This is a genomic window from Klebsiella sp. K5-306 (assembly GCF_051835185.1).
Taxonomy (GTDB): Bacteria; Pseudomonadota; Gammaproteobacteria; order Enterobacterales; family Enterobacteriaceae; genus Klebsiella; species Klebsiella oxytoca.
Genome location: NZ_JAIFJY010000004.1, coordinates 131,820 through 158,562, shown reverse-complemented (window position 1 = coordinate 158,562; position 26,743 = coordinate 131,820). Strand labels below are relative to the sequence as shown.

The window sequence follows — 26,743 nt, the reverse complement described above, 5'->3', positions numbered from 1 at the left end:
CTGCCATTGCAGAAGCGCCAGTCATAATTGCGCTTGCTGGCCAACCTGCAGGTGAGAAAGGGCATTTACTGTGCCTCTGGCAGGGCTGCGTACCCTTCTCTGGCCAATGAAAGCACGCCACGACAATCCGCGTAACCGATCCGGTGGGTTTTGTTAGTACGATTCGACAAAATCTTTAGAAGTGCCCGGAAAGCTCATCCCTGACAGTATCCACCCGCCGCCGAAAACAACATGCGCAGCAAACGTTTTACGCAATAACCAGAGAGCAAATAGCGCGGAAAAACCGGATGCAGATGGTAAATCAATAAAACGCGCGCTGACATTGTATGCCGCTGGAAATGCGTCTGGAACCAAAACGCAGTGGCGGTAGAGCGAACTGCAGAAGCGGTGATAGTTGTAGCGTGATGGTTCAGGTAAATCATATTTATATCCATTTCCTGTGAGGCAGCCATACGATCTGCCTGGGTAGTCGATATCGCACTGCGTTCCATTTTTAATAATCAGTAACCTTTCCGCGCTATTCTTAAGTTTCTCGTTTATGTTTTCGACGGCCCAATTTTTCCTGGTTCACTCGTAAATAATCATTAATTTATCGCGTATGATGAGAGAACATTCCTTGATAATCCCTTTAATTTACGCAGAAAATTGTTCTGTCGTTTGCTTTTCTGATGTCTTCTCGGTTGAGGGAAAGTGCTGCTTTCTTGAGAACAGGCAGTTCCCGGTTCATCTACCAGAATGCCGCAAAAAAGTTTGAAAATTCTTTGATATTTACTGATTTTGAAAATTCTTTGATATTTACTGATGAGGTTTTTTCTGAAAGAAACTGCATCAGATAGCATGTCGAATGCAAACTCGTCCGTACCAGATTGCTGAATGAAATGTTCATCTTCGAGATATATACATCGTTTACCGGCACTTTTGGCGTAACAGCGTTCAATTCCCCCTTCAAGGGAGATATAATAATTGCCTTTTATAACTATTTCCTTTTCAAAGAACATGACGCTACCTTGCGCTTTATTTAAGATAAAGATCCCCAGCAGACATAAATACGGAGAGGCATAAGCAAGGCGTTCAGAAAAACATTACGCTATTCATATGGTGCAAGAAAATGTGAAATTTATTCGTTCTGTATTCGCCCTGAAGGAAAAAATATAAATATAATTCGTAGTCTGTGTCAAGCCGGGAAGAAACAAGAAATTAGCGCGTAGCGGATAATTATTAGATAAGCTCGTAATAAAACATGAATCACTTACGTTGTTCATCCATGCCGGCTACACAACTAACAATAAGAATATATGAATCAATAATGAATTCATAAAATGAGATTCTTAGTTGCAGCAAAACCCAGGAAAGCCCCGGCTTGTGTTGAACACGGGCCGCAGAAAATTGAGTCGAATCCCGGCAGCTTATCTTTCGGCCTTCCCATGCCAGTTTCAGCACCCGGTTGTGTTGAAGGAGCTACGGTTATGCCTAAAATACGGTGCAGCTCAGCCGATTAAGCGGTCACAGCACCTTTTACTGTTGATTTTTCGAAGATGGTGGAAGTCAGGAGCGTGACGGCCAGCATGCCCTGGCCATCGCTAAACAGAGTTCAGCTATTTTACCCCGCTTTTATGGGGTTACGCAGGGCAGCGCCGGGACTCATATTAACCTTCGTGCAGCCCGCACTCTCTTTTCAGGCCAAAGAAGCGCGTTTCTTCCTCCGCCATCCCCGGCTCCCATTTGCGCGTGGTGTGGGTATCTCCTACCGACAAATAGCCCTGATCCCAAAGCGGATGATATTTCAGGCCGTGCTTTTGCAGATACTGGTAAACCGTGCGGTTATCCCAGTCGATGATCGGCAGCACCTTAAACACGCCACGCTGGATCGCCAGCACCGGTAAGTGGGCGCGACTGCCGGATTGCTCGCGGCGCAGGCCCGCAAACCAGGTTTGCGCGTTCAGCTCTTGCAGTGCCCGGTTCATCGGCTCAACCTTGTTGATGTCATTATATTTTTCAATGCCCTCAACGCCCTGCTCCCACAGTTTACCGTAGCGCGCTTCCTGCCAGGCGGCGCTCTCCTTCGCCCGATAGACCTTCAGGTTCAGGTTGAGTTTGTCCGTTAACTCATCGATAAACTGGTAGGTTTCGGGGAACAGATAGCCGGTATCGGTCAGAATAACCGGGATATCCGGGCGCACCTGATTGACCAGATGCAGGCTCACCGCCGCCTGAATACCAAAGCTCGAAGAGAGCACGTATTCCCCCGGCAGGTTTTCCAGCGCCCACGCAACGCGCGCTTCCGCGCTCAGCTTTTCCAGCTGACTATTGGTTTCCGCTAGCTGTAAAACGCGATCGACCTTCGGTAATGCGTTCAGCGCGTTTAAATCGAGTACGGACATAAGAACCTCATTTGCCTGTTTTTACCGGGGGCCCTGCGTTTACCCGGTCGACAAGACCCGCAGGCCCGGTAAGCGAAACGCCACCGGGCAGCGGGATGTTATTCCCAGAAATCCCGGGCTGGATCGAGCACCGGACGAATAATGCCCGCACGCACCGTAAAGTCGCCGAAGCCTTCACCCGCTTCGCGCTCTTTCGCCCAGCGCCCTACCAGTTCGTCGATTGAGTCGAGAATTTCCGACTCGGTAATGTTTTCCCGGTACATGCGCGGAATCCGCGTCCCGCTACGGTTGCCGCCAAGGTGCAGGTTGTAGCGGCCCGGCGCTTTACCCACCAGGCCCACTTCCGCCAGCATCGCGCGACCGCAGCCGTTCGGGCAACCGGTGACGCGGGTAACGATATGCTCGTCGCCAACGCCATGTTTGCTCATCACCGCCTCGACTTTATCGATGAATGACGGGAGGAAGCGCTCGGCTTCCGCCATCGCCAGCGGGCAGGTCGGGAATGAGACGCAAGCCATCGAATTTTCGCGCTGCGGCGTAACGGCGTTCATCAGGCCGTGCTCGCGGGCCAGCTTCTCGATCTTCGCCTTCTGATCTTCCGGTACGCTGGCAATAATCAGATTCTGATTTGCCGTAATACGGAATTCGCCCTTATGGATCTTCGCGATCTTCAGCAGACCCGTTTTCAGCGGGCGGCCCGGATAATCAAGGATACGTCCGTTTTCAATAAACAGCGTCAGATGCCAGTTATTGTCGATACCTTTCACCCAGCCGATACGATCGCCGCGGCCGGTGAACTCGTATGGACGAATCGGTTCAAACTTGATGCCCGCCCGACGCTCCACTTCTGCTTTAAAGGTCTCAACGCCAACGCGCTCCAGGGTGTATTTGGTTTTCGCATTTTTACGGTCGGTACGGTTGCCCCAGTCGCGCTGGGTCGTCACCACCGCTTCCGCTACCGCCAGGGTATGCTCCAGCGGCAGATAGCCAAACTCGCTCGCCGTACGAGCGTAGGTTTTCTTATTGCCGTGCTCAATCGATAAACCGCCGCCCACCAGCAGATTAAAGCCCACCAGCTTGCCGTTTTCAGCAATAGCCACGAAGTTCATATCGTTCGCGTGCAGATCGATATCGTTCTGCGGCGGGATCACCACGGTCGTTTTGAACTTACGCGGCAGATAGGTCTGGCCGAGGATCGGTTCTTCATCGGTGGTGGCGACTTTCTTTTGATCCAGCCAGATCTCGGCATAGGCGCGAGTGCGCGGCAGCAGGTGCTCGGAGATCTTCTTCGCCCATTCATAAGCTTCGGCGTGCAGCTGAGACTCGTTCGGGTTGGACGTACAGAGCACGTTACGGTTCATGTCATTAGCGGTGGCCAACGCATCCAGTCCGACCGAATGCAGCATCTGGTGCACCGGCTTGACGTTCTTCTTCAGAATGCCGTGAAACTGGAAGGTCTGACGGTTGGTCAGACGGATACTGCCGTAGATGGTGTTATCGGCGGCGAATTTATCGATCGCCTGCCACTGTTTGGTGGTGATCACCCCGCCCGGCAGGCGGCAGCGCAGCAGCATCGCGTGACGCGGCTCCAGCTTCTGCGCCGCACGTTCGGCGCGGATATCGCGGTCATCCTGCTGATACATACCGTGAAAACGGATCAGCAGAAAGTTATCGCCTTTAAAACCGCCGGTCAGGCCGTCATTCAAATCTTCCGCAATGGTGCCGCGCAGGTAGTTGCTTTCGAGCTTCATGCGCTCGGCGTCAGTCAGTTTACCTTCGACCACCAGCGGGCCTGGATGTTTTTCGCTCATTAGTAGACATCTCGCTGATAACGGCGCTCTACGCGCAGCTCACTTAAAAATTCGTCCGCCGCTTCGGCGTCCATCGCGCCGTATTCGGCAATCACTTCCAGTAACGTCTGCTCAACGTCTTTTGCCATACGATTGGCATCGCCGCAGACATAAATATGGGCACCGTCGTTAATCCAGCGCCACAGTTCGGCTCCCTGCTCGCGCAGTTTGTCCTGAACGTAGACTTTTTGTAGTTGATCGCGGGACCAGGCCAGGTCGATGCGGCTCAGCACGCCTTCTTTGACGTAGCTCTGCCACTCCACCTGATAGAGGAAATCTTCAGTAAAGTGCGGATTGCCGAAGAACAGCCAGTTCTTACCCTCTGCGCCTTCCGCCGCGCGCTGCTGCATAAACGCGCGGAAAGGCGCGATGCCGGTACCGGGACCAATCATGATCACCGGCGTTTCCGGGTTCGCAGGCAAACGGAAGTTATCGTTATGCTCGATAAAAACGCGAACTTCGCCGTCTTCTTCGACGCGGTCAGCCAGGAAACTGGAAGCGCCGCCGGCACGAGCGCGACCTTCAATATCATAACGCACTACGCCAACGGTGACGTGGACTTCGCTTTCCACTTCCGCCTGCGAAGAGGCGATCGAGTAGAGCCGCGGCGTCAACGGGCGCAGCAGGTCAACCAGCGCCTGGGCATCCAGCTGCGCCGGCGAGAAACGCACCATGTCGACGATCGGCGTGGTTGCGGCGTAGTGCTGAAGCTGTGCCTTATCGCCCACCAGCGGCAGTAAAGACTCGCTGCGGGTTAAGGTGGCGTAGTTTTCCACGATATTGGCGGTGTTGACCGTCAGCTCAAAATGCCATTCCAGCGCTTCAGCAAGCGGTAGCGTTTTGCCGTCGACCGTGACCGGTTCCGTACCTGTTAGCCAGAGCAGCTCCACCAGCTCCTTCACCAGCGCCGGATCGTTCTGATACCAGACGCCCAGCGCATCGCCCGGCTGATAGCGCAGGCCGGAGTCGCCGAGGTCGATTTCAATATGGCGCACATCCTTTTCTGAATCACGGCCGGTGATTTTCTGATTCACCGCCAGCGTCGCAGTCAGCGGCGCCTCTTTGGTATACGGGCTGGTGTGGATTTCATTCACCGCCCCGCTGGTAACCAGCTGAGACGGAGAAGCAGCGGGCGCGCGCGCTTTCAGCACCTCAACCACGCGGGCGCGCCATTCGGCAGCGGCGGTCTGATACTCCACATCAGCGTCAACGCGATCCAGCAGGCGTTCACCGCCCAGCTCGGCCAGCTTGTTATCAAAATCCTTGCCGGACTGGCAGAAGAATTCATAGGAGGTATCGCCGAGGCCAAACACGGCAAATGCCGTATCGGTCAGCTTGGGCGCTTTCTTCGAGAACAGGAACTTATGCAGTGCGACGGCTTCTTCCGGCGGCTCACCTTCGCCTTGTGTTGACGTCACGACGACCAGCAGTTTTTCGGTGGCAATTTGTTTAAATTTATAGTCGCCTGCGTTAATCAGCTTCACATTCAGCTGCGCCGCCTGTAGATCGTCACGCAGCGCTTCAGCGATGCGGCGGGCATTGCCGGTTTGCGAGGCCGAAATCAGCGTGATGGACGGCACTTCAGCCGCCTGGGCTGGCGCAACAACCGCCGCGCCGGGCTGCTGATTCAGCATCCCCCAAAAATAGCCGGAAACCCAGGCTAGCTGGGTAGGCGTGAAGTCAGTCGTGGCCGCCTGAAGGCGCGCCATTTGCTCCGGACTCAGCGGTAGCAAATTGGAAGGTGGGGCCTGTGTCGTCATGCGTCGTTATGTTCCAGTAAGCAAAGCTGTGATTCACGCCCTGTCAGCGTGATAAAACAGAAGAGAATAGAAGGTTAACGGCGCAGATAGTAACAATTAAAGAAGGGATGGAAATAACAAATAACCAAATGGACTAACCTGTTTTAGTTATAGTTATTAACAACAAAATCGATTAAATAAGCCGCTGTAATATAAAGATATAATTCCCATAAACCGCATGGATATGTCCATTTTGTGTTCAGGACCGTTTTAGTTAATGATAAAAAATGTACTTTCCGGTACCCTACGGCGGTTTTTTTGCCATATTGAGAATAAAAGATGTCCACCACGCTGTTTAAAGATTTCACTTTCGAAGCCGCTCACCGCCTGCCGCACGTACCGGAAGGCCACAAGTGCGGACGCCTGCACGGTCACTCTTTTATGGTGCGCCTGGAGATTACCGGTGAAGTCGATCCCCATACCGGGTGGATCATGGATTTCGCCGAGCTCAAAGCCGCATTCAAACCCACCTACGATCGCCTGGATCACTACTATCTGAACGATATTCCAGGACTTTCCAATCCTACCAGCGAAGTCCTGGCAAAATGGATCTGGGAGCAGATGAAGCCTTTGGTTCCGCTACTCAGCGCGGTGATGATCAAAGAAACCTGCACGGCGGGCTGCGTCTATCGCGGCGAGTGATCCCTTTCGCCATCGCGTAGGTCGCCTGTTAGCGGCGCGATGGCCTTTTCGCCTCTCGCCGTTTCCCGCCTCGCCTGGGCTAGTTCGCGGCTAGCGCACCAGATAACCGCCATCTACCGCCAGGATATGGCCATTCACGTAATCCGAGGCCCGGCTGGCCAGGAAGACGACTGCGCCCATCAGATCCTGCGCCTCACCCCAACGGCCGGCCGGAATATGCGCCAGGACGCGCCTGTTTTCCTTAGGCGTGTTGCGGACGATCGCCGTCATGTCGGTCTCATAATAGCCGGGGGCAATACCGTTAACCTGAATGTTATATGGAGCGAGCTCTTCACAATAGGCTTTGGTTAACCCCGCGAGGGCATGTTTGGTTGCTGCATAAGCCGGCGACCAGCTGCCGCCTAAATAAGAAAACACCGAACAGATATTGATAATTTTGCCACCGCGGCGGGGAACCATTATTTTCGCCGCCTCATGGCTGAGCTCGAAAGCCGCCGTCAGGTTGGTCTCAATCATCGGGTCCCAGTCGGCGCGGCCAAAGCGCAGGACCTTATTCAAACGACAAATACCGGCATTGTTCACCAGGATATCGACCGTGCCAAAACGCTGGCAGCAGGCGGCGATAATGCGCTGCGGCATGCCGTTGTCGGTAATATTCGCCAGCATGAACTCCACTTCAGCGCCCTGCTGCTCAATGCGTTCACGGGTTTGCGCATTATCGACGCGTCGTCCGGGAATAAACAGATTGGCTCCCGCCGTGGCCAGAGCAAGGGCAAGAGCCTGCCCCAGTCCGCTATTCCCCCCGGTGACGATGGCGGTTTTCCCTTTGAGGGAGAAGAACTCCATAGAAAAAGCATGGGATGGCTCAATTGGCTGCATGTTTAACTCGATCCTTAAGTCAACATATCGACAGCGCGCCGGGGCGGCTGATGTACGAATCGATTATACCACCGCAGGTATGAGCGGGAATCTTAACTAGTACGCTGAAGCGAGGGGGCTTGATGAATTCATATATGAATAAAGTGCTTGCCGGACAGCTATCAGCCAGCCCGGCAAAAAAGAAGGGATCAGGCGATGTTCAGATACTTATGCGTCTGCATAGATAAACGCCAGTTGCGCGCGATGCAGGTTTCGATGCACAGGCGCGTCGCGTCCTCTTTCTGGCTAATTGGCTGCAGCGCGATGATGCGCGGCTTGTCGTCAGCCAGCGTCTCCAGCAGTTCATCGAGCGCTTCGATATCGCGCACGCGTCCAACAGGATGTTTTATTTCATCAGCTCGCTGCAGCGCCTGAGAAAGGACATCATAGCCGCCGCGCATATTCACCTTCGGCGATACCGTCACCCAGGTATGAGGCGTACAGCGAACTTCGTGAGTGCCGCTGGTTTCAATCTGGCAGCTAAAGCCGTTTTGCTCCAGCAGCGAGGTCAGCGGCGTTAAATCATGAATACAGGGCTCGCCACCGGTAATCACCACGTGTCGAGCAGTCCAGCCCTGACGCCCGATGATGGCCAGCAGATCTTCGCTACTTGCCGGGCCCCATTTATCGCTCTCTTTGGTTTTTGCCAGAATGCTGAACAGAGAGACTTCTCGATCGGCAAGTTTATCCCAGGTATGTTTGGTATCGCACCAGGCGCAACCAACCGGGCATCCCTGTAAACGAATAAAAATGGCGGGAACGCCGGTGAAGTAACCTTCGCCTTGCAAGGTCTGGAACATCTCGTTAATCGGGTACTGCATAATCATCTCTGTATTGGGTTAAGAGCGCGCATTATCGCAGATTTACTCGCGCAGATCTTGTCCTGCGCTGCGCCGCGTGGTGGCTAAGCCCAATCCTTATTGATAAAGGTCCGTCAGTTGGTCGATATCCCTATCCAGAGGCGGCTGATTTAACTAGCCTGATAATAATAAGGCTACTATTAAGCAGCATAGCTGAAATTTTTGGTGTAACAAAACATGTATCACCCTGAAAACCAAAAATAAAAATAACAAATTTAAAAATAATAAATTTCAATGATGTACAAATGGATACACGAAATAATGAATTTATTGCCATAGCGAAGGGTCAAATTCGATCCACGACGTAAAACAACCTTAAAATAACCTTAATAAACCGTACGTTATGATCTTCACCCATTTAATATCCGTTTAATTTTTCGCGCCTAGAATCCAGTCCACCAACCATAATGAGACTGCATTCATGAATACATTATTAATTACTGGCGCGACCGGATTTCTCGGTGGAGCAGTGTTAGAAAGCATTATGAATAAAAAGAATGCGCCTAATCTATTACTGTTAGTTCGTGCAGATAATAGTGTAGCTGCCGTAGAGCGGGTAAAGGAAAATCTGCGAAAATTCAATATTAGCGAAGAGAGACTAACTGCCCTGACGCCAGGCAACATTCTGCTGGGGGATCTGGCCAATCCGCAGCCCTTTCTCGACGACCCGCGCCTGAATCAGGTTACCCACGTGCTCAACTGCGCTGCCGTCGCCTCATTTGGTAACAACCCGCTTATCTGGAAGATCAACGTCGAAGGTACGCTGCAGTTTGCCCGGCGGATGGCTCAGGTCAGCCGCCTTGAGCGCTTTCTGCACGTCGGCACCGCGATGTCCTGCTCGCCAGATCCCGATTCTCTGGTAGCGGAAAGCACAGCGTTTCGTGAACGCGCTGCGCATCTGGTCGAGTACACGCACTCTAAATCAATGATTGAGCGTCTCATGCGGCAGGAATGCTCAACCCTACCGCTGGCGATCGCCCGTCCCTCTATTGTTGTTGGCCACACTCATCACGGCTGTCAGCCCTCCAGCAGTATTTTCTGGGTATTCAGCATGGGGCTGATGCTGCAAAAATTTATGTGTTCGATGGAAGACCGCATTGATGTGATCCCCGTCGATTACTGTGCCGATGCGCTGCTGATGCTGCTTGTCAGCCCGCTGGCGCGCGGAGAAGTGGTGCATATTTCTGCGGGGGAAGAAAACAGCGTAAGGTTTGCGGATATCGATAACGCAATGGCCTCCGCCCTCGAACAGGCGCCGGTCGGCGATAAATACGCGCAGGTCAGCTATGAAACGCTGGTCAAAATGCGTCGTGAGCTGAAGGCTATTTTTGGCCCCTGCAACGAACGGCTGATGCTAAAAGCCATGCGCCTTTACGGCGCCTTCGCCACGCTCAACGTACGATTCAGCAACGACAAGCTGCTCAGCATGGGTATGCCAAAACCGCCGCGCTTTACCGATTACATTGACCGCTGCGTACAGACCACGCGCGGGCTTTCTATCCCGCAGCAAATGGCGGTAGATTTTAAGTAGCCACTTTTGTAGAGATAAAAAAAGCCAGCCCGTAGGCTGGCTTTTTCATATCAGATTAAGACAGGCTTATGCCTGACCTTTGATCTCTTTACGACCGTTGTACGGCGCTTTTTCACCCAGCGCTTCTTCGATACGAATCAGCTGGTTGTATTTAGCAACGCGGTCAGAACGGCTCATAGAACCAGTTTTGATCTGGCCTGCAGCGGTACCAACAGCCAGGTCAGCAATGGTAGCGTCTTCAGTTTCGCCAGAACGGTGAGAGATAACGGCAGTGTAGCCAGCGTCTTTCGCCATTTTGATCGCAGCCAGAGTTTCGGTCAGAGAACCGATCTGGTTGAATTTGATCAGGATGGAGTTAACGATGCCTTTCTCGATACCTTCTTTCAGGATCTTGGTGTTGGTTACGAACAGATCGTCACCAACCAGCTGGATTTTGTCGCCCAGTACTTTAGTCTGGTATGCGAAACCGTCCCAATCAGATTCGTCCAGACCGTCTTCGATAGAAACGATCGGGTACTGTTTGGTCAGCTCTTCCAGGAAGTGAGTGAACTCTTCGGAAGTGAACGCTTTGTTGCCTTCGCCGGCCAGAACGTATTTACCGTCTTTGTAGAATTCAGAAGCCGCGCAGTCCATCGCCAGAGTGATGTCTTTGCCCAGCTCGTAGCCAGCGGCTTTAACGGCTTCAGCGATAACAGCCAGCGCTTCAGCGTTGGAACCCAGGTTCGGCGCGTAGCCACCTTCGTCACCAACAGCAGTGTTCATGCCTTTAGCTTTCAGAACTTTAGCCAGGTTGTGGAACACTTCAGAACCCATACGTACGGCTTCTTTCAGGGATTTAGCGCCTACCGGCTGAATCATAAATTCCTGGATGTCGACGTTGTTGTCAGCGTGCTCGCCGCCGTTGATGATGTTCATCATCGGAACCGGCATGGAGTATTTGCCCGGAGTGCCGTTCAGCTCAGCGATGTGCTCGTACAGCGGCTGACCTTTAGAAGCAGCGGCAGCTTTGGCGTTAGCCAGAGAGACGGCCAGGATAGCGTTCGCACCGAAGTTAGATTTGTTTTCAGTACCGTCCAGGTCGATCATGATTTTGTCGATGCCAGCCTGATCTTTGGCATCTTTGCCCAGGATTGCCTGAGCGATCGGGCCGTTTACCGCAGCAACAGCTTTCAGTACGCCTTTACCCATGAAACGGGACTTGTCGCCATCGCGCAGTTCCAGCGCTTCGCGGGAGCCAGTAGAAGCACCTGACGGAGCAGCTGCCATACCGACGAAACCACCTTCCAGGTGTACTTCGGCTTCAACAGTCGGGTTACCACGGGAGTCGATGATTTCACGACCGATGACTTTAACGATTTTGGACATTAGGTTTTCCTCAGTACAAGTTAAACTAAAACTCCAGACAAACAATGCACCCGGATGGGTGCATTGCCGTTCTAACTCTTTTACTTCGCCTGACGCTTCTGGTACTCGCCAGCGGCTTTCACAAAGCCGGCAAACAGCGGGTGACCATCACGCGGCGTCGAAGTAAACTCCGGATGGAACTGACAGGCGACGAACCACGGATGGTTAGGCACCTCGATGATCTCGACCAACTGATCATCCCCGGAACGGCCCGCAATGCGCAGGCCCGCATTTTCAATCGGCTTCAACAGCATGTTGTTGACTTCGTAGCGGTGACGATGGCGTTCAGTAATGGTTGGTTCGCCATACAGCTGGCGCACCAGGCTATCTTCAGCCAGCTGGCACTGCTGTGCGCCGAGGCGCATCGTGCCGCCGAGATCGCTCTTATCAGAGCGAACTTCGACATTACCGTCTTCATCACGCCATTCGGTAATCAGGGCCACGACCGGGTACTTACAGTCTGGCACAAATTCCGTTGAGTTGGCGTTTTCCATCCCCGCTACGTTGCGCGCAAACTCAATCAGCGCAACCTGCATACCCAGGCAAATACCCAGATATGGAATGTTGTTTTCACGCGCATAGCGCGCGGTAGCGATCTTACCTTCGACGCCGCGATAGCCGAAGCCGCCAGGAATCAGGATAGCGTCTAAATTCTTCAGAATTTCGACGCCGCGCGTTTCCACATCCTGCGAATCAATCAGCTTGATGTTGACGGTAACGCGATTTTTCAGACCGCCGTGTTTCAGCGCTTCAATCACTGATTTATAGGCATCCGGCAGTTCAATGTACTTGCCGACCATACCGATAGTGACTTCGCCTGCCGGGTTCGCTTCTTCGTAGATAACCTGTTCCCATTCGGCCAGGTTCGCTTCCGGACAGTTTAAGCTGAATCGTTTACAAATATAATCGTCCAGCCCCTGAGATTTCAACAGGCCCGGAATTTTATAAATGGAATCGACGTCTTTCATCGAAATAACGGCTTTTTCTGGCACATTGCAGAACAAAGCAATTTTGGCGCGTTCGTTCGCCGGAATGGCGCGATCGGAGCGGCAAACCAGAATGTCTGGCTGAATACCGATGGAGAGCAGCTCTTTTACGGAGTGCTGGGTCGGTTTGGTTTTGACTTCGCCCGCGGCGGCCATGTATGGCACCAGGGTCAAATGCATAAACAGGGCGTTTTCACGACCGATATCCACCGCCAGCTGCCGAATCGCTTCAAGGAACGGCAGCGACTCGATATCGCCTACGGTACCGCCGATTTCAACCAGCACCACATCATGACCTTCGCCGCCCGCCAGCACGCGCTCTTTAATCGCGTTGGTGATGTGCGGGATCACCTGCACGGTCGCGCCCAGATAGTCGCCACGACGCTCTTTGCGCAGGACATCAGAGTAGATACGGCCGGTGGTGAAGTTGTTGCGACGAGTCATCTTGGTGCGAATGAAGCGCTCGTAGTGACCTAAGTCCAGATCGGTTTCAGCGCCGTCTTCGGTAACGAACACTTCCCCGTGTTGGATTGGGCTCATGGTACCCGGATCGACGTTGATGTACGGATCCAGTTTCATCATGGTCACGTTAAGCCCACGGGCTTCAAGAATGGCTGCGAGGGAAGCTGCGGCAATGCCTTTACCCAGAGAGGATACGACCCCGCCGGTCACAAAAATATAGTTCGTTGTCATGCTGAACCTGAGAAGTTAGGTTTAAAAGACGATGGAATAACCAGGACGGGAAAGCAGTATACCCGATCATGACTGACGCCACAAACTTTCATTATCCCTCCTTTTCATCAGGCCCACACAAACGCGGGGAGTGAGAAAATAGCCGCTTTTGGCGAAATGTTTTTGACGTAAATCAAGCGCTTGTTATTTAAAAAATCACACAAATAGCGCTTGATCACGAAAACTCTTTAGAGATCAGTTTCCTGGCGTTTTACTTCCTGCCACACCTGCTCCATAGTATCGAGGTCGACGCCGGTCATTTCCAGGCCGCGCGCGGCGACAATCCGCTCAACTTCACGGAAGCGACGTTCAAATTTGAGATTGGCTTTTTGCAACGCAACCTCGGCTTTGACGCCTAAATGGCGGGATAAATTGACCGTTGCAAACAGCAGGTCGCCAACTTCCTCCTCCAGTTTAGCTTCATCCACCACGGCCTGCTGCGCTTCATGCATCACTTCATCTAGTTCTTCATGAACTTTATCCAGCACCGGTCCGAGAGAGGTCCAGTCAAAACCCACCGCCGAGCAGCGTTTTTGGATTTTATGCGCGCGCATCAACGCCGGAAGGCTATGCGGAATATCGTCCAGCGCGGAGTGCTGGGACTTTTCCGCTCGCTCAGCGCTTTTGATCTGCTCCCAGCGGGCCAGCGCTTCGCTGCTGCTACCGGCGGAGGCATCGCCGAAAATATGCGGGTGGCGGCGCTCAAGCTTGTCGCTGATAGCGGCGCAGATATCGCTGAAATCAAAGCGCCCCTCTTCCTGCGCCATTTGAGCGTAGAAGACGACCTGGAACAGCAGATCGCCCAACTCGCCGCGCAAATCGTCAAAATCTTCGCGGGAGATGGCGTCGAGCACTTCATAGGTTTCTTCAAGCGTATAGGGAGCGATGGTGGCAAACGTCTGCTCTTTGTCCCACGGACAGCCGTTTTCCGGATCGCGTAGCCGCTGCATAATGCCGAGCAGCCGTTCCATCTCATTATTTGCCTTCATAGTTATTGATCCTGCACTTTTCATCATTTCAGTCACGCCATTCGCGTTTCGGTTTTGGCAAGCCGCCGCGTATTACAAAAACATAAACTATGCCGTGCAGCACGATAAATACCAACGCCAGCATGCGCACCGGGTCGTCAATATAGCGGATTTGCGACGAAAGCATGTTAAAAGGAAACTCCCCTTTCACCGTCACGCAAAGCTGCACAAACATGGCAAGGGCATTTGCAGCGCGGCATATCAGGTGTGAACTCAAGGATCCGTCTGGCGAATAAACGATAAAAAACAGCCAGATTTGCACAGCGATCAGCGTGAGGGATGAGAGGAGATAAAGAATAAAGAAACTTAAGCTCAAATCCATTGAAGCCTATCCAGTAAGCCAGCACCCGTCGGGGAGCTCCATGGCTATCAGGGTAAAAACGCAGCTGTTAGCTGAGCTGCGTTTTTACCGTTTTCCTTTTAACCGCCGTGCAGGCGACGGGCGTCGATGACGTCCGGAACCTGATTCAGCTTGCCAAGTACCCGGCCCAGAACCTGCAGGTTGTAGATCTCAATGGTCATATCGATGGTTGCCATCTGCTGCTTCGTATCGCTGCGGCTGGCAACGCCCAGCACGTTGACCTTCTCATTGGCGAGAATAGTAGTGATATCGCGCAGCAGGCCGCTACGATCGTTGGCCTGGACCCGCACCACCAGCGAGTAGCCCGCCGAGTAGCTCTCTCCCCACACTGCGTCAACGATGCGCTCCGGAGCATGAGACTGTAGCTCCGCGAGCTGATCGCAATCCGCCCGGTGCACCGAGATCCCTCGGCCCTGGGTGATAAAGCCCACAATCTCGTCGCCGGGGATCGGCTGGCAGCAGCGCGCAATGTGGTGCATCAGATTGCCGACGCCTTCCACCACCACGCGACCATTGTCTTTGCTGCGATTCTGCGGAGTATAGGTTTTCTGCTGCAGCTGCTTAAGTGCCGCCGCATCCTGCTCCGCCGCGCTGGGCTTATTAAACTGCGCCTGCAGGAAATTAACCATCTGGTTGAGGCGAATATCGCCGCCGCCAATCGCCGCCAGCAGTTCGTCCTGCTCATTAAAGTTGTAGCGCGGCAGCAGATACTTTTCCGCATCCTTCAGGCTGATGCCCAGATGCTCCAGCTCATCATCGAGGATCTGCCGTCCGGCAAGAATATTCTTGTCGCGATCCTGCTTGCGGAACCAGGCATGAATTTTGGAACGCCCGCGGCTGGTAGTGACGTAGCCAAGGTTCGGATTCAGCCAGTCACGGCTTGGGTTAGGCTGTTTTTGAGTGATGATTTCAATCTGGTCGCCCATCTGCAGCTGATAGGTGAACGGCACAATACGTCCGCTGATTTTCGCCCCGATGCAGCGGTGACCGACATCGCTGTGAATATGGTAGGCAAAATCGAGCGGAGTCGAACCCGAAGGTAAATCCACTACGTCACCCTTCGGCGTAAAGACATAAACCCGGTCGTCAAAGACCTGGCTACGCACTTCATCCAGCATCTCGCCGGAATCGGCCATCTCTTCCTGCCAGGCGATCAGTTTACGCAGCCATGCAATGCGATCTTCATAGCCGCGTCCGCCGCTGGCCCCCGCGCTGGCGCCCTCTTTGTACTTCCAGTGCGCAGCCACGCCCAGCTCGGCATCTTCATGCATCTGGCGGGTACGGATCTGAATTTCGATCGTCTTGCCGCCGGGACCAAGCACGACGGTATGAATGGACTGGTAGCCATTGGGCTTAGGGTTGGCGACGTAATCATCAAACTCATCCGGCAGATGGCGGTAGTGAGTATGCACTATCCCCAGCGCGGCATAGCAGTCCTGCAGGCGCTCGGCGACAATCCGCACCGCCCGCACGTCAAACAGCTCGTCGAAAGCGAGATGTTTTTTCTGCATTTTGCGCCAGATGCTATAGATATGCTTAGGACGACCGTAAACCTCAGCCTTGACGCCCTCGGTTTTCATTTCCGTGCGTAAGTGGCTGACGAACTCGTCAATGTAATGTTCACGATCGATGCGCCGCTCGTGCAACAGCTTAGCGATGCGTTTATATTCCGCCGGGTGCAGATAGCGGAAGCAGTAATCTTCAAGCTCCCACTTAAGCTGGCCGATCCCCAGACGGTTGGCCAGCGGCGCGTAAATATTGGTGCACTCTTTCGCCGCCAGCACGCGCTCATCTTCCGGCGCATCTTTCACTTCACGCAGATGGGCAATACGCTCGGCGATTTTAATCACCACGCAGCGGAAGTCATCAACCATCGCCAGCAGCATGCGGCGAATGTTGTCCACCTGTTCAGAGGAGACCGAATCCGTATGGGTGGCTTTAAGCTGACGTATCGCGGCCATATCCCGCACGCCGTGGATCAGGGTGACGACGGATTTCCCGACGCTCTCCTGCATGATTTCTTCGCTGACGACGTTGCCATCCGCCAGCGGGAATAGCATCGCCGCTCGCAGCGTATCGATGTCCATACTGAGCATGGAGAGAATTTCTACCATCTCCACGCCGCGCCATAGCAGGAGATCGGCCTGCGGGTGTCCCTGCGTTTTCTCTCGACAATAATCCCAGGTTTCGGCTAAGCGTTCACACGACTGCTGGCTGGAAATTCCCAGACTCGCGATCCATTTCTTCGGGTCAAATTCACCAGCTTTATTTAAATGTGCACTTCTTACCGCAACCATTGTCCTCTCCTTAAGGGACCGCCTGCCGAAGTCGGCAAGCCTCAACTTTTACACTTCATCCTTCAAACCGCATCAACCTTGGCGTTCGTCTTTTATCTCAGTCGCCTGCGCCTGTGGATGCCGCTGCACTGCGATTTGAATGATTCTTGTGCTCAAACAACACCATTGATTCCAGATGACCGGTATGCGGGAACATATCCAGCATCGCCAGGCGTTGAATGGTATATCCCGCCTGCAATAAAACGTCGCTATCGCGCGCCAGAGTCGCCGGATTACAAGAAACATACACCACCCGACGCGGCGCTAATTTAATTATATGTAACATAACGCCCGCCGCACCGGCGCGCGCCGGGTCGAGCAGAACTTTATCAAAACCGTGCTTCGCCCACGCCTGGCGGGTGACGTCCTCTTCAAGATTTTCATGAAAGAACGTCACATTATGCAACGCGTTCAGCGCTGCGTTTTCTTGCCCCTTCGCCACCAGCGCCGGAACACCTTCAACCCCCACGACCTGCGCCGCGCGCTTTGCCAGCGGCAGGGTAAAGTTGCCCATGCCGCAAAAGAGATCCAGCACGCGATCCTGAGGCTGGATATCCAGCCATTCCAGCGCCGTATGCACCATGAGCTGGTTTACGCCGTCGTTGACCTGAATAAAGTCGCGCGGACTGAACACTAAGCGTAGACCGTCGGACGTATACCAGGGCGCTTCCCCGCGAATCTGTTCCAGTATCTCGCTTTGCGGGGCGAGATACAGTGAAAGACCGTGAGATTGCGAAAAACGTTCCAGCTTTTCTTTATCTGCAGGCGGAAGGGCCGCGGTATGGCGTAAAACCATCAGCGGGCCGTTGTCAGCCTGCACCAGCTCCACGTGGCCAAGCTGACGCAGCGATTGCAATCCGCTGAGACATTCTCGTACCGCGGGCAGTAGCGCACCAAGAGTGGGCACCAAAACAGGGCACTGCACCACATCAACAATTTCGCTGGAGTTGGCCTTCCGGAAGCCTATCTGTAATTGTTGGGTCTTTGGCTGATAATTCAAGCTCAGACGCGCCCGGCGGCGATAGCCCCACGGCGAAGCGGCTATAATGTCATCAACCTCGCGCTTCATTAACCGCGCGAGGGCGGCGCGTTTGCTCTGCTGCTGCAGCTCAACGCTGGCGTGCTGCTGCTGACATCCGCCGCAGATACCAAAATGCGGACAGCGCGGCGCCTGCCGCTGCGGGCTGTCGCTAAGACGGCGTTTAACCTGCGCGCGGGCATACTGTTTTTTATCCTCGACCAGGACCACTTCGGCCTGCTCTTGCGGTAATAAACCGCTAACAAACAGCGCCTTCCCCTGGTGACGCGCAACGCCCTGCCCAAAGGGATCAAGGTCATTTACTGTAACGGTTATGATCTGGCGCGTCGTCACACGCCGTTTTGCAGAGTAGAATTGCGCCATCGTAGAGATTTGTCTCAATTAAATATACTGACTCTATACACGAGTTCTTTCAGGGTGAGCCAGCGTAACCAATGCCTCAGCAGCCTGTAAGGATGATGTATATATTCTCCCATAATGGAACCGCATGACCAACTACAGCCTTCGTGCCCGCATGATGATTCTTATTCTGGCGCCAACCGTTTTGATCGGTCTGCTGCTCAGTATATTCTTCGTCGCACACCGCTATAACGACCTACAGCGCCAGCTGGAAGATGCCGGAGCCAGTATCATCGAACCGCTGGCGGTCTCCAGTGAATATGGCATGAATTTGCAAAACCGCGAGTCAATCGGGCAGCTGATCAGCGTGCTGCATCGCCGCCATTCCGATATTGTGCGCGCCATTTCCATCTATGACTCGCACAACAGGCTGTTTGTCACCTCCAACTTTCAGCTCGATCCCGGCGAACTTCAGCTACCAAAAGGGGCGCCTTTTCCCCGCCGTTTAAGCGTGATTCGTCACGGCGATTTGATGATTTTGCGCACCCCAATTATTTCAGAAAGCTATTCACCGGATGAATCACCGGGAAGCGATGCCAAGATGCCGGACAATATGCTGGGCTACGTGGCGCTGGAGCTGGATCTCAAATCGGTGCGGCTGCAGCAGTACAAAGAGATCTTCATCTCCAGCGTGATGATGCTGTTCTGCATCGGCATCGCGCTGATCTTCGGCTGGCGACTGATGCGCGACGTGACCGGGCCGATTCGCAACATGGTGAATACCGTTGACCGCATCCGCCGGGGCCAGCTTGATAGCCGCGTGGAAGGTTTTATGCTCGGCGAACTGGATATGCTGAAAAACGGGATCAACTCCATGGCGATGTCGTTGGCGGCGTATCATGAAGAGATGCAGCATAACGTCGATCAGGCCACCTCCGACCTGCGTGAAACGCTTGAACAGATGGAAATCCAGAACGTTGAGCTGGACCTGGCGAAAAAACGCGCGCAGGAAGCGGCGCGAATCAAATCCGAATTCCTCGCCAATATGTCCCACGAGCTGCGCACTCCGCTTAACGGCGTCATTGGCTTTACCCGCCTGACGCTGAAAACCGATTTAAATACCACCCAGCGCGATCATCTGACCACTATTGAGCGTTCAGCGAACAATCTGCTGGCCATCATTAATGATGTTCTGGACTTCTCTAAGCTCGAAGCCGGGAAGCTCATTCTGGAGAGCATTCCGTTCCTGCTGCGAAATTCGCTCGACGAGGTGGTCACGCTGTTGGCGCATTCGGCGCACGATAAGGGGCTGGAATTGACCCTGAACATCAAAAACGATGTGCCGGATAACGTGATTGGCGACCCGCTGCGCCTGCAGCAAATTATTACTAACCTGATGGGCAACGCCATTAAGTTCACCGAACATGGCAACATTGACGTGCTGGTGGAACAGCGCGCTATCAGCAATTCAAGAGTGCAAATCGAAGTTCAGATCCACGATACCGGCATCGGTATTCCCGAGCGCGACCAGTCGCGTCTGTTTCAGGCTTTCCGCCAGGCAGACGCCAGTATTTCCCGTCGCCACGGCGGAACCGGGCTGGGGCTGGTTATCACCCAGCGGCTGGTAAAAGAGATGGGCGGCGATATTTCCTTCCATAGCCAGCCTAATCGCGGCTCGACGTTCTGGTTCCATATCAGCCTCGATCTCAACCCTAACGCGGTACCCGACAGCGTACCGACCCAATGTCTGGCGGGTAAAAAGCTGGCCTACATTGAGGCTAACGCAGCGGCGGCGCAGTGCACCATGGAGCTGCTGGCGACAACGCCGCTGGAGGTGGTCTACAGTCCGACGATGACTGCCCTACCGGATGCCCATTACGATATCCTGCTGGCGGGCATTCCGGTGTCGATACGCGATCTGAACCAGCATCGCGATAAGCTGGCCAGAGCCCGTAAGCTTGCCGATCATCTGCTGCTGGCGCTACCGTGCCACGCCCAGGTGAGCGCCGAAACGCTTAAACACGACGGTATCGCAGCCTGTCTGCTTAAGCCCCTGACCTCAACGCGCTTGCTTCCGGCGCTGACGGCCACCTGCCAGACCCAGCCGACGCTCCTGCTGCCGCGCTCCGGTAGTACAAAGCTGCCCATGACGGTAATGGCCGTCGATGACAATCCGGCGAATCTTAAGCTCATCGGCGCTCTGCTTGAAGATTTAGTCCAGCATGTCATCCTCTGCGACAGCGGCCAGAACGCCGTTGAACGAGCCAGAGAAATGCAGCAGGATCTGATTCTGATGGATATTCAAATGCCGGAAATGGACGGCATCCGCGCCTGCGAATTGATCCATCAGCTCCCTCATCAACAGCAAACACCGGTGATCGCCGTGACGGCCCATGCTCTGGAAGGGCAGCGAGAGAAATTGCTCAGCGCGGGGATGAACGACTATCTGGCGAAGCCCATTGAGGAAGATAAGCTCTACAATCTGCTGCTGCGCTACCAGCCGGGACAGGCCGCTGCGCCGCAGGCCGCGGCGGAGCCGGTTGACCTACCGGTTAACCATGACATCACCCTCGACTGGCAGCTGGCGCTACGCCAGGCGGCGATGAAACCGGATCTGGCGCGGGAAATGCTGCAGATGCTGCTCGCTTTTATGCCGGAAGTGCGTAACAAGGTGGAAGAACAGCTGGTGGGAGAGCAGCCGGAAGGCCTGCTGGATCTCATTCATAAGCTGCACGGCAGCTGTAGCTACAGCGGCGTGCCGCGCCTGAAGAAACTCTGCCACACTCTCGAGAGCCAGCTGCGCGCGGGCACCGCCGCCGAGGAGCTGGAGCCGGAGCTTCTGGAACTGCTGGATGAAATGGACAACGTCGCGCGGGAAGCCTGTAAGCTACAGGGAATCTAAAACGCCTGCCCCGGCTCGCGCACTGCGACCGGGGGAGAATCTATAATACCTGGCCCATTTTCAGCACAGCGGCGACGTTTCTCGCCGTCATGCGCACATTTTCGGCGGCATTTTCCAGCGCCTCATCCAGGGTGCAAATGGAATAAATAACGCTGAATACCGCATCCAGCCCGTGCTCATGGACTACGCCGACGTCCGCCGTCAGGCTCCCGGCAATCGCGATAACCGGCAGATTATAGCGTTTTGCCACCCGCGCCACGCCAACCGGCACTTTGCCGTGAATCGTCTGGCTGTCGATGCGCCCTTCGCCGGTGATCACCAGATCCGCATCCGCCACGATATCGGCAAGATGCAAAGCGTCGGTCACGATCTCAATGCCCGGCCGCAGCTTAGCCCCGCAAAAGGCATACAGGCCCGCGCCCATGCCGCCCGCCGCGCCGCCGCCTTCAAGATGCAACACATCAAGCTCTAAGTCGCGATGGATAATCTCAGCAAAATGGGCCAGCGCCTTATCGAGGCTGGCGATCATCTCCGCCGTCGCCCCTTTCTGCGGGCCAAATACTGCCGTCGCGCCCTGCGGGCCCGTCAGCGGATTGGTGACATCGCAAGCGACGTCAATGCGGCATCCGGCGAGGCGCTTATCTAACTCGCTCACGTCGATGCGCGCGAGGCTCTCCAGCGCTTGTCCGCCGGCGCCAATCTGCTGGTTATCCCGGGTCAGCAGTTTCGCCCCCAGCGCCTGCACCATCCCGGCGCCGCCATCGTTAGTCGCGCTGCCGCCGATGCCGATAATAATTTGCCTGACGCCCGCGTCCAGCGCATGGCGAATCAGCTCGCCGGTACCCCATGAAGTCGTCAGAAGAGGGTTACGTCGCGCCGGCGGCACGCTCTCCAGACCGCTTGCCGCCGCCATTTCAATAAACGCGCACTGCTTATCGCCCGAAAGACCAAAAAAAGCCTCTACGGGCTCGCCGAGCGGACCGGTGACGGTGACCGCTATCCGGCACCCTTGGGTCGCGGCAACCATGGCTTCAACGGTTCCTTCGCCACCGTCGGCGACCGGCAGTTTGACGTACTCCGCATCGGAATAAACTTCCCGAAAACCTTGCTCTATCGCGGTTGCAACATCCAGCGCACTCAGGCTCTCCTTGTATGAATCCGGTGCGATCACTATCTTCATATGCTGTCCTTAAAATGAACGATTACCCGACGCCGTGCAGGAAACCGGCCCCCGAAGGGACCGGCATCTCCTTAGCGCACCATGCACGGACGCTTGTTATCAAACGTCCAGTTCGGGATCAAATACTGCATTCCCATCGCATCATCGCGCGCGCCCAGACCGTGTTTCTGATACAGCTCATGGGCTTTCATCACCTGATCCATATCGAGCTCCACGCCCAGCCCCGGTTTCGTCGGTACCTGTACCATCCCACCTTTAATTTCAAACGGTTCTTTGGTCAGGCGCTGGTTGCCTTCCTGCCAGATCCAGTGCGTATCAATAGCGGTAATTTTACCCGGCGCGGCTGCCGCCACGTGGGTAAACATCGCCAGCGAGATATCAAAGTGGTTGTTAGAGTGCGAGCCCCAGGTCAGGCCGAACTCGTGGCACATCTGCGCCACGCGGACGGAGCCCTGCATGGTCCAGAAGTGCGGATCCGCCAGCGGAATATCCACGGACTGCAGCGACAGCGTGTGGCCCATCTGACGCCAGTCGGTCGCGATCATATTGGTCGCCGTCGGCAGACCGGTGGCGCGGCGGAACTCCGCCATCACTTCACGCCCCGAGAAGCCCTGCTCGGCGCCGCACGGATCTTCCGCATAGGCCAGAGATCCTTTCAGGTATTTACCAATTTTGATCGCTTCATCCAGCGACCACGCGCCGTTCGGATCGAGGGTCACGCGCGCCTGCGGGAAGCGCTTAGCCAGCGCGACGATAGACTCCGCTTCCTCTTCCCCGGCCAGTACGCCGCCTTTCAGTTTAAAATCGTTAAAACCATATTTCTCATATGCGGCTTCCGCCAGACGCACCACCGCATCCGGGGTCATCGCCTCATCATGACGCAGGCGATACCAGTCGCACGGGTCATCCGGCTGGCTCTGATAAGGCAGCGGTGTAGCTTTACGATTGCCGACGAAGAACAGATAGCCCAGCATTTCCACTTCGCTGCGCTGCTGTCCATCGCCCAGCAGAGACGCCACGTTCACGCCCAGATGCTGGCCCAGCAGGTCAAGCATCGCCGCTTCGATCCCGGTCACTACGTGAATTGTGGTACGCAGATCGAAGGTCTGCAAACCGCGTCCGCCGGCATCCCGATCGGCGAAAGTATTGCGTACGGCGGTCAGCACGTTTTTATATTCACCCAGCGTTTTACCGACCACCAGCGGGATCGCGTCCTCAAGGGTCTTGCGGATTTTCTCTCCGCCGGGAATTTCGCCGACGCCGGTATGGCCGGAATTATCTTTGATTACCACGATATTACGCGTGAAGAACGGGGCGTGCGCGCCGCTCAGGTTCATCAGCATGCTGTCGTGACCCGCGACCGGAATGACCTGCATAGAAGAAACAACGGGGGTCGAAAATTGTGCGCTCATAATTTAGTCCTTATTCAAATCAGTGACGGCCGAAAACGGGGCGTTTACGGTCAAAAGTCCATCCGGGGATCAGATACTGCATTGGGCCTGCGTCATTACGCGCGCCGCCGGGCAGCTTTTTATACGCCTCATGCGCTTTCTGCACCTGCTCCCAGTCCAGCTCGACGCCGAGTCCAGGCGCGTCCGGAACAGCAATTTTTCCGTGCTTAATCTCCAGCGGATTTTTGGTCAGGCGGCAATCTCCCTCCTGCCAAATCCAGTGGGTATCGATGGCCGTGGGGTTACCCGGCGCCGCTGCGCCGACGTGGGTGAACATGGCCAGTGAAATATCAAAGTGGTTATTGGAATGGCAGCCCCAGGTCAGACCCCAGTCATCGCACAGCTGCGCCACGCGCACCGCGCCGGAAAGGGTCCAGAAGTGCGGATCGGCCAGCGGAATATCCACGGCATTCAGCATCACCGCGTGGCCCATTTCGCGCCAGTTAGTGGCGATCATATTGGTTGCCACCGGCAGACCGGTGGCGCGGCGAAACTCCGCCATCACTTCACGGCCAGAGAAGCCCTGTTCGGCGCCGCAGGGGTCTTCCGCGTAGGTCAGCACCTCGTTCAGCCCTTTACACAGGGCGATGGCTTCATCCAGCAGCCAGGCGCCGTTGGGATCAACCGTAATGCGCGCATCGGGAAAACGCTTTTTCAACGCGCGGGCGGTTTCGATCTCCTGCTCGCCGGGCAGCACGCCACCTTTCAGTTTAAAATCTTTAAAGCCGTAGCGGTCCTGTGAGGCCTCCGCCAGGCGCACCACCGCCTCGCTGTTCAGCGCTTCCTGATGGCGTAGACGATACCACTCATGGTTGCCCGGCGTGCTTTCCAGATAGGGCAGATCGGTTTTGGTGCGATCGCCCACGTAGAACAGATAGCCCAGCACGGTCACCTCATCGCGCTGCTTGCCCGGCCCCAGCAGCTCGCAAACCGGCACGTTGAGCGCCTTGCCCAGCAGATCCAGCAGCGCAGCCTCCAGCGCCGCCACCGCGTTCACCCGCAGTTCGAATGTCCAGGCGCCTTTACCAAAAGTATCAAAGTCCGCGGCCTGGTTGCCTTTATGCACCTGCTGAACCACTTTGTTCAGGCGGGCGACTTCCTGGCCTAATACCGTCGGGATGGCATCCACCAGCGTCTGATAAATCACTTCGCCGCCCGGTGCTTCGCCGACCCCGGTATTGCCGGCGTTATCGGTCAGCACCACAATATTGCGGGTAAAGTACGCATTGTGCGCGCCGCCGATGTTAAGCAGCATACTGTCCTGCCCGGCCACCGGGATAACCTTCATATCGGTGATAATAGGGCTCGATTGCGTTGTCATGATGATTTTCCTGCGACAGGTTTCAGTTCGATACGTTTAATATCGCCCACCAGTACCAGATAGCTCAGCACCGCCACCAGCGCATGAACGCCCACATAAATCAGCGCGCCGTTAAACGAACCGGTGGTGCCAACGATGTAGCCGATAGCAATGGGCGTCACGATACCGGAGATATTGCCGAACATGTTGAACAGACCGCCGCTCAGGCCGCTGATCTCTTTCGGCGCCGTATCCGCCATGACCGCCCAGCCCAGCGCACCGATGCCTTTACCGAAGAAGGCCAGCGCCATGAAGCCGATAATCATCCACTCCACGTTGACGTAGTTACAGAACACCATCACCATCGACAGCAGCATCCCCATGACGATAGGCGTTTTACGTGCGATGTTCAGCGAGCCGGTACGACGCATCAGCCAGTCGGAAATAATCCCGCCGAGAACCCCGCCCGCGAAACCGCAGATCGCCGGAACCGACGCGACAAAACCGGCCTTCAGGATCGACATGCCGCGCGCCTGCACCAGATAAACCGGGAACCAGGTGATAAAGAAATAGGTCAAAGCGTTAATGCAGTACTGGCCGATATAGACGCCAATCATCATGCGAGAACCCAGCAACTGCTTGATTTGCCCCCATTTTACGCTAAACGGCACCTTAGCTTTGGCCGCCGCCTGATCCATATTGATCAGCGCGCCGCCTGCGGCGATGTAATCGAGCTCTTTCTGGTTTACACCCGGATGCTGGTTAGGTTCATGAATCACCTTCAGCCAGACAAAGCTGATGATAATGCCGAGACCGCCCATAAAGAAGAATACGTGCGACCAGCCCACCTCATGCGTCAGCCAACCCATGATCGGCGCAAAAATAACGGTGGCAAAATATTGCGCGGAGTTAAAGATAGCCACCGCCGTGCCCCTCTCCTGCGCCGGGAACCACGCCGCGACGATCCGGCTGTTGCCGGGGAAGGAAGGCGCTTCGGCCAGGCCGACAAGAAAACGCAGGGTGAACAGCGCGACGATAATGCCGAAGCCGCTAAAGATATCGACGAAACCCTGCAGCAGAGTAAACATGGACCAGATAAAAATGGACCAGAAGTAGACGCGTTTAGAACCGAAGCGGTCAAGCAGCCAGCCGCCCGGGATCTGGCCGATCACGTAGGCCCAGGAGAACGCGGAAAAGACGTAGCCCATGCCAACGGCATCAAGACCAATATCTTTGGCCATCTCCGAACCGGCAATGGATAAGGTGGCGCGGTCGCCGTAGTTGAAGGATGTGACGATAAACAACATCACCACTATCCAGTAGCGAGCATTGGTGCGCTTTTCAGCGCCGCCTGCCGCCTGACTTAATGAACTCATTGTTGCACTCCTGAATCATAGCGTTAGCTACGTTCATTCTGAACAGCACAACCTGTAGGGTACTCAGAATGACGTGTTAGTGTTTTTCATAATTTTCGTTATATCTGGCACTGCATTTTTAACTGGCAGGAAAAGTATAAAAAGAGGGGCTGACGGGCTCACCGTGCAAATACACAGCTTTCGCCGCCTGAGTAAATCTGATTTATGGCTTATGCCTAATGAGATGGGGGATGGTTCACGGAAATGAAAAGCCGCGCCCGTTCATAGACGCAAAGCGCGGTGCAAAAGACAGGAGTGTGAATCAACTCTCTTGACCCCGTGAAATAGC

The 26,743-nt window shown here is 54.8% G+C and carries 20 protein-coding genes; 3 read left to right on the top strand and 17 right to left on the bottom strand.

The annotated features are described in order from the left end of the window. Positions 1-194 precede the first annotated feature (194 nt). The 5 genes from K2184_RS08365 to cysJ form a co-directional block, all read right to left on the bottom strand. Positions 195-452, bottom strand: coding sequence for a hypothetical protein (locus K2184_RS08365; RefSeq protein WP_071786786.1), 258 nt, complete (start codon positions 450-452; stop codon positions 195-197). 132 nt (positions 453-584) lie between these two features. Continuing rightward, positions 585-998, bottom strand: a complete 414-nt coding sequence (locus K2184_RS08360) for a hypothetical protein (RefSeq protein WP_163525298.1) — start codon at positions 996-998, stop codon at positions 585-587. A gap of 648 nt (positions 999-1,646) precedes the next feature. Continuing rightward, entirely contained in the window at positions 1,647-2,381 is a 735-nt protein-coding gene (cysH, locus tag K2184_RS08355) for a phosphoadenosine phosphosulfate reductase (RefSeq protein WP_049095061.1), read from the bottom strand. Between the two features lie 98 nt (positions 2,382-2,479). Further along, on the bottom strand, positions 2,480-4,192 hold the full coding sequence (cysI, locus tag K2184_RS08350; RefSeq protein ID WP_004104995.1) for an assimilatory sulfite reductase (NADPH) hemoprotein subunit: 1,713 nt from the start codon (positions 4,190-4,192) through the stop codon (positions 2,480-2,482). Next, positions 4,192-5,991, bottom strand: coding sequence for an NADPH-dependent assimilatory sulfite reductase flavoprotein subunit (cysJ, locus tag K2184_RS08345; RefSeq protein WP_163525294.1), 1,800 nt, complete (start codon positions 5,989-5,991; stop codon positions 4,192-4,194). The genes cysI and cysJ overlap by 1 nt, the downstream gene beginning before the upstream one ends. Positions 5,992-6,309: 318 nt before the next feature. Between cysJ and queD the strand changes: the two genes are divergently transcribed. After that, positions 6,310-6,672, top strand: a complete 363-nt coding sequence (queD, locus tag K2184_RS08340) for a 6-carboxytetrahydropterin synthase QueD (protein ID WP_004104999.1) — start codon at positions 6,310-6,312, stop codon at positions 6,670-6,672. Positions 6,673-6,762: 90 nt separating this feature from the next. On the opposite strand, the gene K2184_RS08335 is transcribed toward queD, so the two are convergent. Together K2184_RS08335 and queE are read right to left on the bottom strand one after the other, a co-directional pair. Next, positions 6,763-7,551 carry an SDR family oxidoreductase gene (locus tag K2184_RS08335; RefSeq protein WP_163525292.1) on the bottom strand — a complete coding sequence of 263 codons (789 nt, stop codon included), beginning with the start codon at positions 7,549-7,551 and terminating at the stop codon, positions 6,763-6,765. 188 nt (positions 7,552-7,739) lie between these two features. Next, complete coding sequence (gene queE / locus K2184_RS08330; RefSeq protein ID WP_004105003.1) at positions 7,740-8,411, bottom strand: 7-carboxy-7-deazaguanine synthase QueE; 672 nt, start codon at positions 8,409-8,411, stop codon at positions 7,740-7,742. A 460-nt stretch (positions 8,412-8,871) separates the two neighbouring features. On the opposite strand from queE, the gene K2184_RS08325 reads away from it, so the two are divergent. Then, on the top strand, positions 8,872-9,981 hold the full coding sequence (locus K2184_RS08325) for an SDR family oxidoreductase (RefSeq protein ID WP_163525290.1): 1,110 nt from the start codon (positions 8,872-8,874) through the stop codon (positions 9,979-9,981). A gap of 66 nt (positions 9,982-10,047) precedes the next feature. Here K2184_RS08325 and eno read toward each other — a convergent pair whose 3' ends face one another. The 6 genes from eno to rlmD all read right to left on the bottom strand — a co-directional run bounded on the left by eno (position 10,048) and on the right by rlmD (position 18,230). Continuing rightward, positions 10,048-11,346, bottom strand: a complete 1,299-nt coding sequence (gene eno / locus K2184_RS08320; RefSeq protein ID WP_004105008.1) for a phosphopyruvate hydratase — start codon at positions 11,344-11,346, stop codon at positions 10,048-10,050. A gap of 80 nt (positions 11,347-11,426) precedes the next feature. Further along, on the bottom strand, positions 11,427-13,064 hold the full coding sequence (gene pyrG, locus K2184_RS08315; RefSeq protein ID WP_004105009.1) for a glutamine hydrolyzing CTP synthase: 1,638 nt from the start codon (positions 13,062-13,064) through the stop codon (positions 11,427-11,429). Between the two features lie 227 nt (positions 13,065-13,291). Beyond that, positions 13,292-14,092, bottom strand: coding sequence for a nucleoside triphosphate pyrophosphohydrolase (gene mazG, locus K2184_RS08310; RefSeq protein ID WP_004114917.1), 801 nt, complete (start codon positions 14,090-14,092; stop codon positions 13,292-13,294). Positions 14,093-14,120: 28 nt separating this feature from the next. Continuing rightward, positions 14,121-14,453, bottom strand: coding sequence for a hypothetical protein (locus K2184_RS08305; RefSeq protein ID WP_004105013.1), 333 nt, complete (start codon positions 14,451-14,453; stop codon positions 14,121-14,123). A gap of 98 nt (positions 14,454-14,551) precedes the next feature. Beyond that, positions 14,552-16,789, bottom strand: a complete 2,238-nt coding sequence (gene relA, locus K2184_RS08300; RefSeq protein WP_004105015.1) for a GTP diphosphokinase — start codon at positions 16,787-16,789, stop codon at positions 14,552-14,554. A 97-nt stretch (positions 16,790-16,886) separates the two neighbouring features. Further along, complete coding sequence (gene rlmD / locus K2184_RS08295) at positions 16,887-18,230, bottom strand: 23S rRNA (uracil(1939)-C(5))-methyltransferase RlmD (RefSeq protein WP_064370259.1); 1,344 nt, start codon at positions 18,228-18,230, stop codon at positions 16,887-16,889. A 124-nt stretch (positions 18,231-18,354) separates the two neighbouring features. Between rlmD and barA the strand changes: the two genes are divergently transcribed. After that, positions 18,355-21,108 (top strand): two-component sensor histidine kinase BarA, encoded by a 2,754-nt coding sequence (gene barA, locus K2184_RS08290; RefSeq protein WP_004105019.1) that lies wholly within the window; start codon positions 18,355-18,357, stop codon positions 21,106-21,108. Positions 21,109-21,148: 40 nt separating this feature from the next. Here the strand turns inward: barA and K2184_RS08285 are convergent, their stop codons facing one another. The 4 genes from K2184_RS08285 to gudP form a co-directional block, all read right to left on the bottom strand. Then, entirely contained in the window at positions 21,149-22,288 is a 1,140-nt protein-coding gene (locus K2184_RS08285) for a glycerate kinase (RefSeq protein ID WP_016807598.1), read from the bottom strand. A gap of 71 nt (positions 22,289-22,359) precedes the next feature. Next, on the bottom strand, positions 22,360-23,700 hold the full coding sequence (gene gudD / locus K2184_RS08280; RefSeq protein ID WP_023329991.1) for a glucarate dehydratase: 1,341 nt from the start codon (positions 23,698-23,700) through the stop codon (positions 22,360-22,362). A 19-nt stretch (positions 23,701-23,719) separates the two neighbouring features. After that, a complete protein-coding gene (locus K2184_RS08275) occupies positions 23,720-25,060 on the bottom strand; it encodes an enolase C-terminal domain-like protein (protein ID WP_004105029.1) in 1,341 nt (446 codons plus the stop codon). Next, positions 25,057-26,415, bottom strand: a complete 1,359-nt coding sequence (gene gudP / locus K2184_RS08270) for a galactarate/glucarate/glycerate transporter GudP (RefSeq protein WP_004105031.1) — start codon at positions 26,413-26,415, stop codon at positions 25,057-25,059. Before gudP ends, K2184_RS08275 begins: the two co-directional genes overlap by 4 nt. Between the last annotated feature and the right edge of the window lie 328 nt (positions 26,416-26,743).

Coding starts and splice junctions, on each gene's coding strand:
- K2184_RS08335 (WP_163525292.1), bottom strand. CDS start 7,551: ATGCAGCCAATTGAGCCATCCCATGCTTTTTCTATGGAGTTCTTCTCC.
- K2184_RS08325 (WP_163525290.1), top strand. CDS start 8,872: ATGAATACATTATTAATTACTGGCGCGACCGGATTTCTCGGTGGAGCA.
- K2184_RS08360 (WP_163525298.1), bottom strand. CDS start 998: ATGTTCTTTGAAAAGGAAATAGTTATAAAAGGCAATTATTATATCTCC.
- rlmD (WP_064370259.1), bottom strand. CDS start 18,230: ATGGCGCAATTCTACTCTGCAAAACGGCGTGTGACGACGCGCCAGATC.
- relA (WP_004105015.1), bottom strand. CDS start 16,789: ATGGTTGCGGTAAGAAGTGCACATTTAAATAAAGCTGGTGAATTTGAC.
- K2184_RS08365 (WP_071786786.1), bottom strand. CDS start 452: ATGGCTGCCTCACAGGAAATGGATATAAATATGATTTACCTGAACCAT.
- gudP (WP_004105031.1), bottom strand. CDS start 26,415: ATGAGTTCATTAAGTCAGGCGGCAGGCGGCGCTGAAAAGCGCACCAAT.
- queD (WP_004104999.1), top strand. CDS start 6,310: ATGTCCACCACGCTGTTTAAAGATTTCACTTTCGAAGCCGCTCACCGC.
- cysH (WP_049095061.1), bottom strand. CDS start 2,381: ATGTCCGTACTCGATTTAAACGCGCTGAACGCATTACCGAAGGTCGAT.
- eno (WP_004105008.1), bottom strand. CDS start 11,346: ATGTCCAAAATCGTTAAAGTCATCGGTCGTGAAATCATCGACTCCCGT.
- K2184_RS08275 (WP_004105029.1), bottom strand. CDS start 25,060: ATGACAACGCAATCGAGCCCTATTATCACCGATATGAAGGTTATCCCG.
- pyrG (WP_004105009.1), bottom strand. CDS start 13,064: ATGACAACGAACTATATTTTTGTGACCGGCGGGGTCGTATCCTCTCTG.
- gudD (WP_023329991.1), bottom strand. CDS start 23,700: ATGAGCGCACAATTTTCGACCCCCGTTGTTTCTTCTATGCAGGTCATT.
- K2184_RS08285 (WP_016807598.1), bottom strand. CDS start 22,288: ATGAAGATAGTGATCGCACCGGATTCATACAAGGAGAGCCTGAGTGCG.
- queE (WP_004105003.1), bottom strand. CDS start 8,411: ATGCAGTACCCGATTAACGAGATGTTCCAGACCTTGCAAGGCGAAGGT.
- barA (WP_004105019.1), top strand. CDS start 18,355: ATGACCAACTACAGCCTTCGTGCCCGCATGATGATTCTTATTCTGGCG.
- cysJ (WP_163525294.1), bottom strand. CDS start 5,991: ATGACGACACAGGCCCCACCTTCCAATTTGCTACCGCTGAGTCCGGAG.
- mazG (WP_004114917.1), bottom strand. CDS start 14,092: ATGAAGGCAAATAATGAGATGGAACGGCTGCTCGGCATTATGCAGCGG.
- cysI (WP_004104995.1), bottom strand. CDS start 4,192: ATGAGCGAAAAACATCCAGGCCCGCTGGTGGTCGAAGGTAAACTGACT.
- K2184_RS08305 (WP_004105013.1), bottom strand. CDS start 14,453: ATGGATTTGAGCTTAAGTTTCTTTATTCTTTATCTCCTCTCATCCCTC.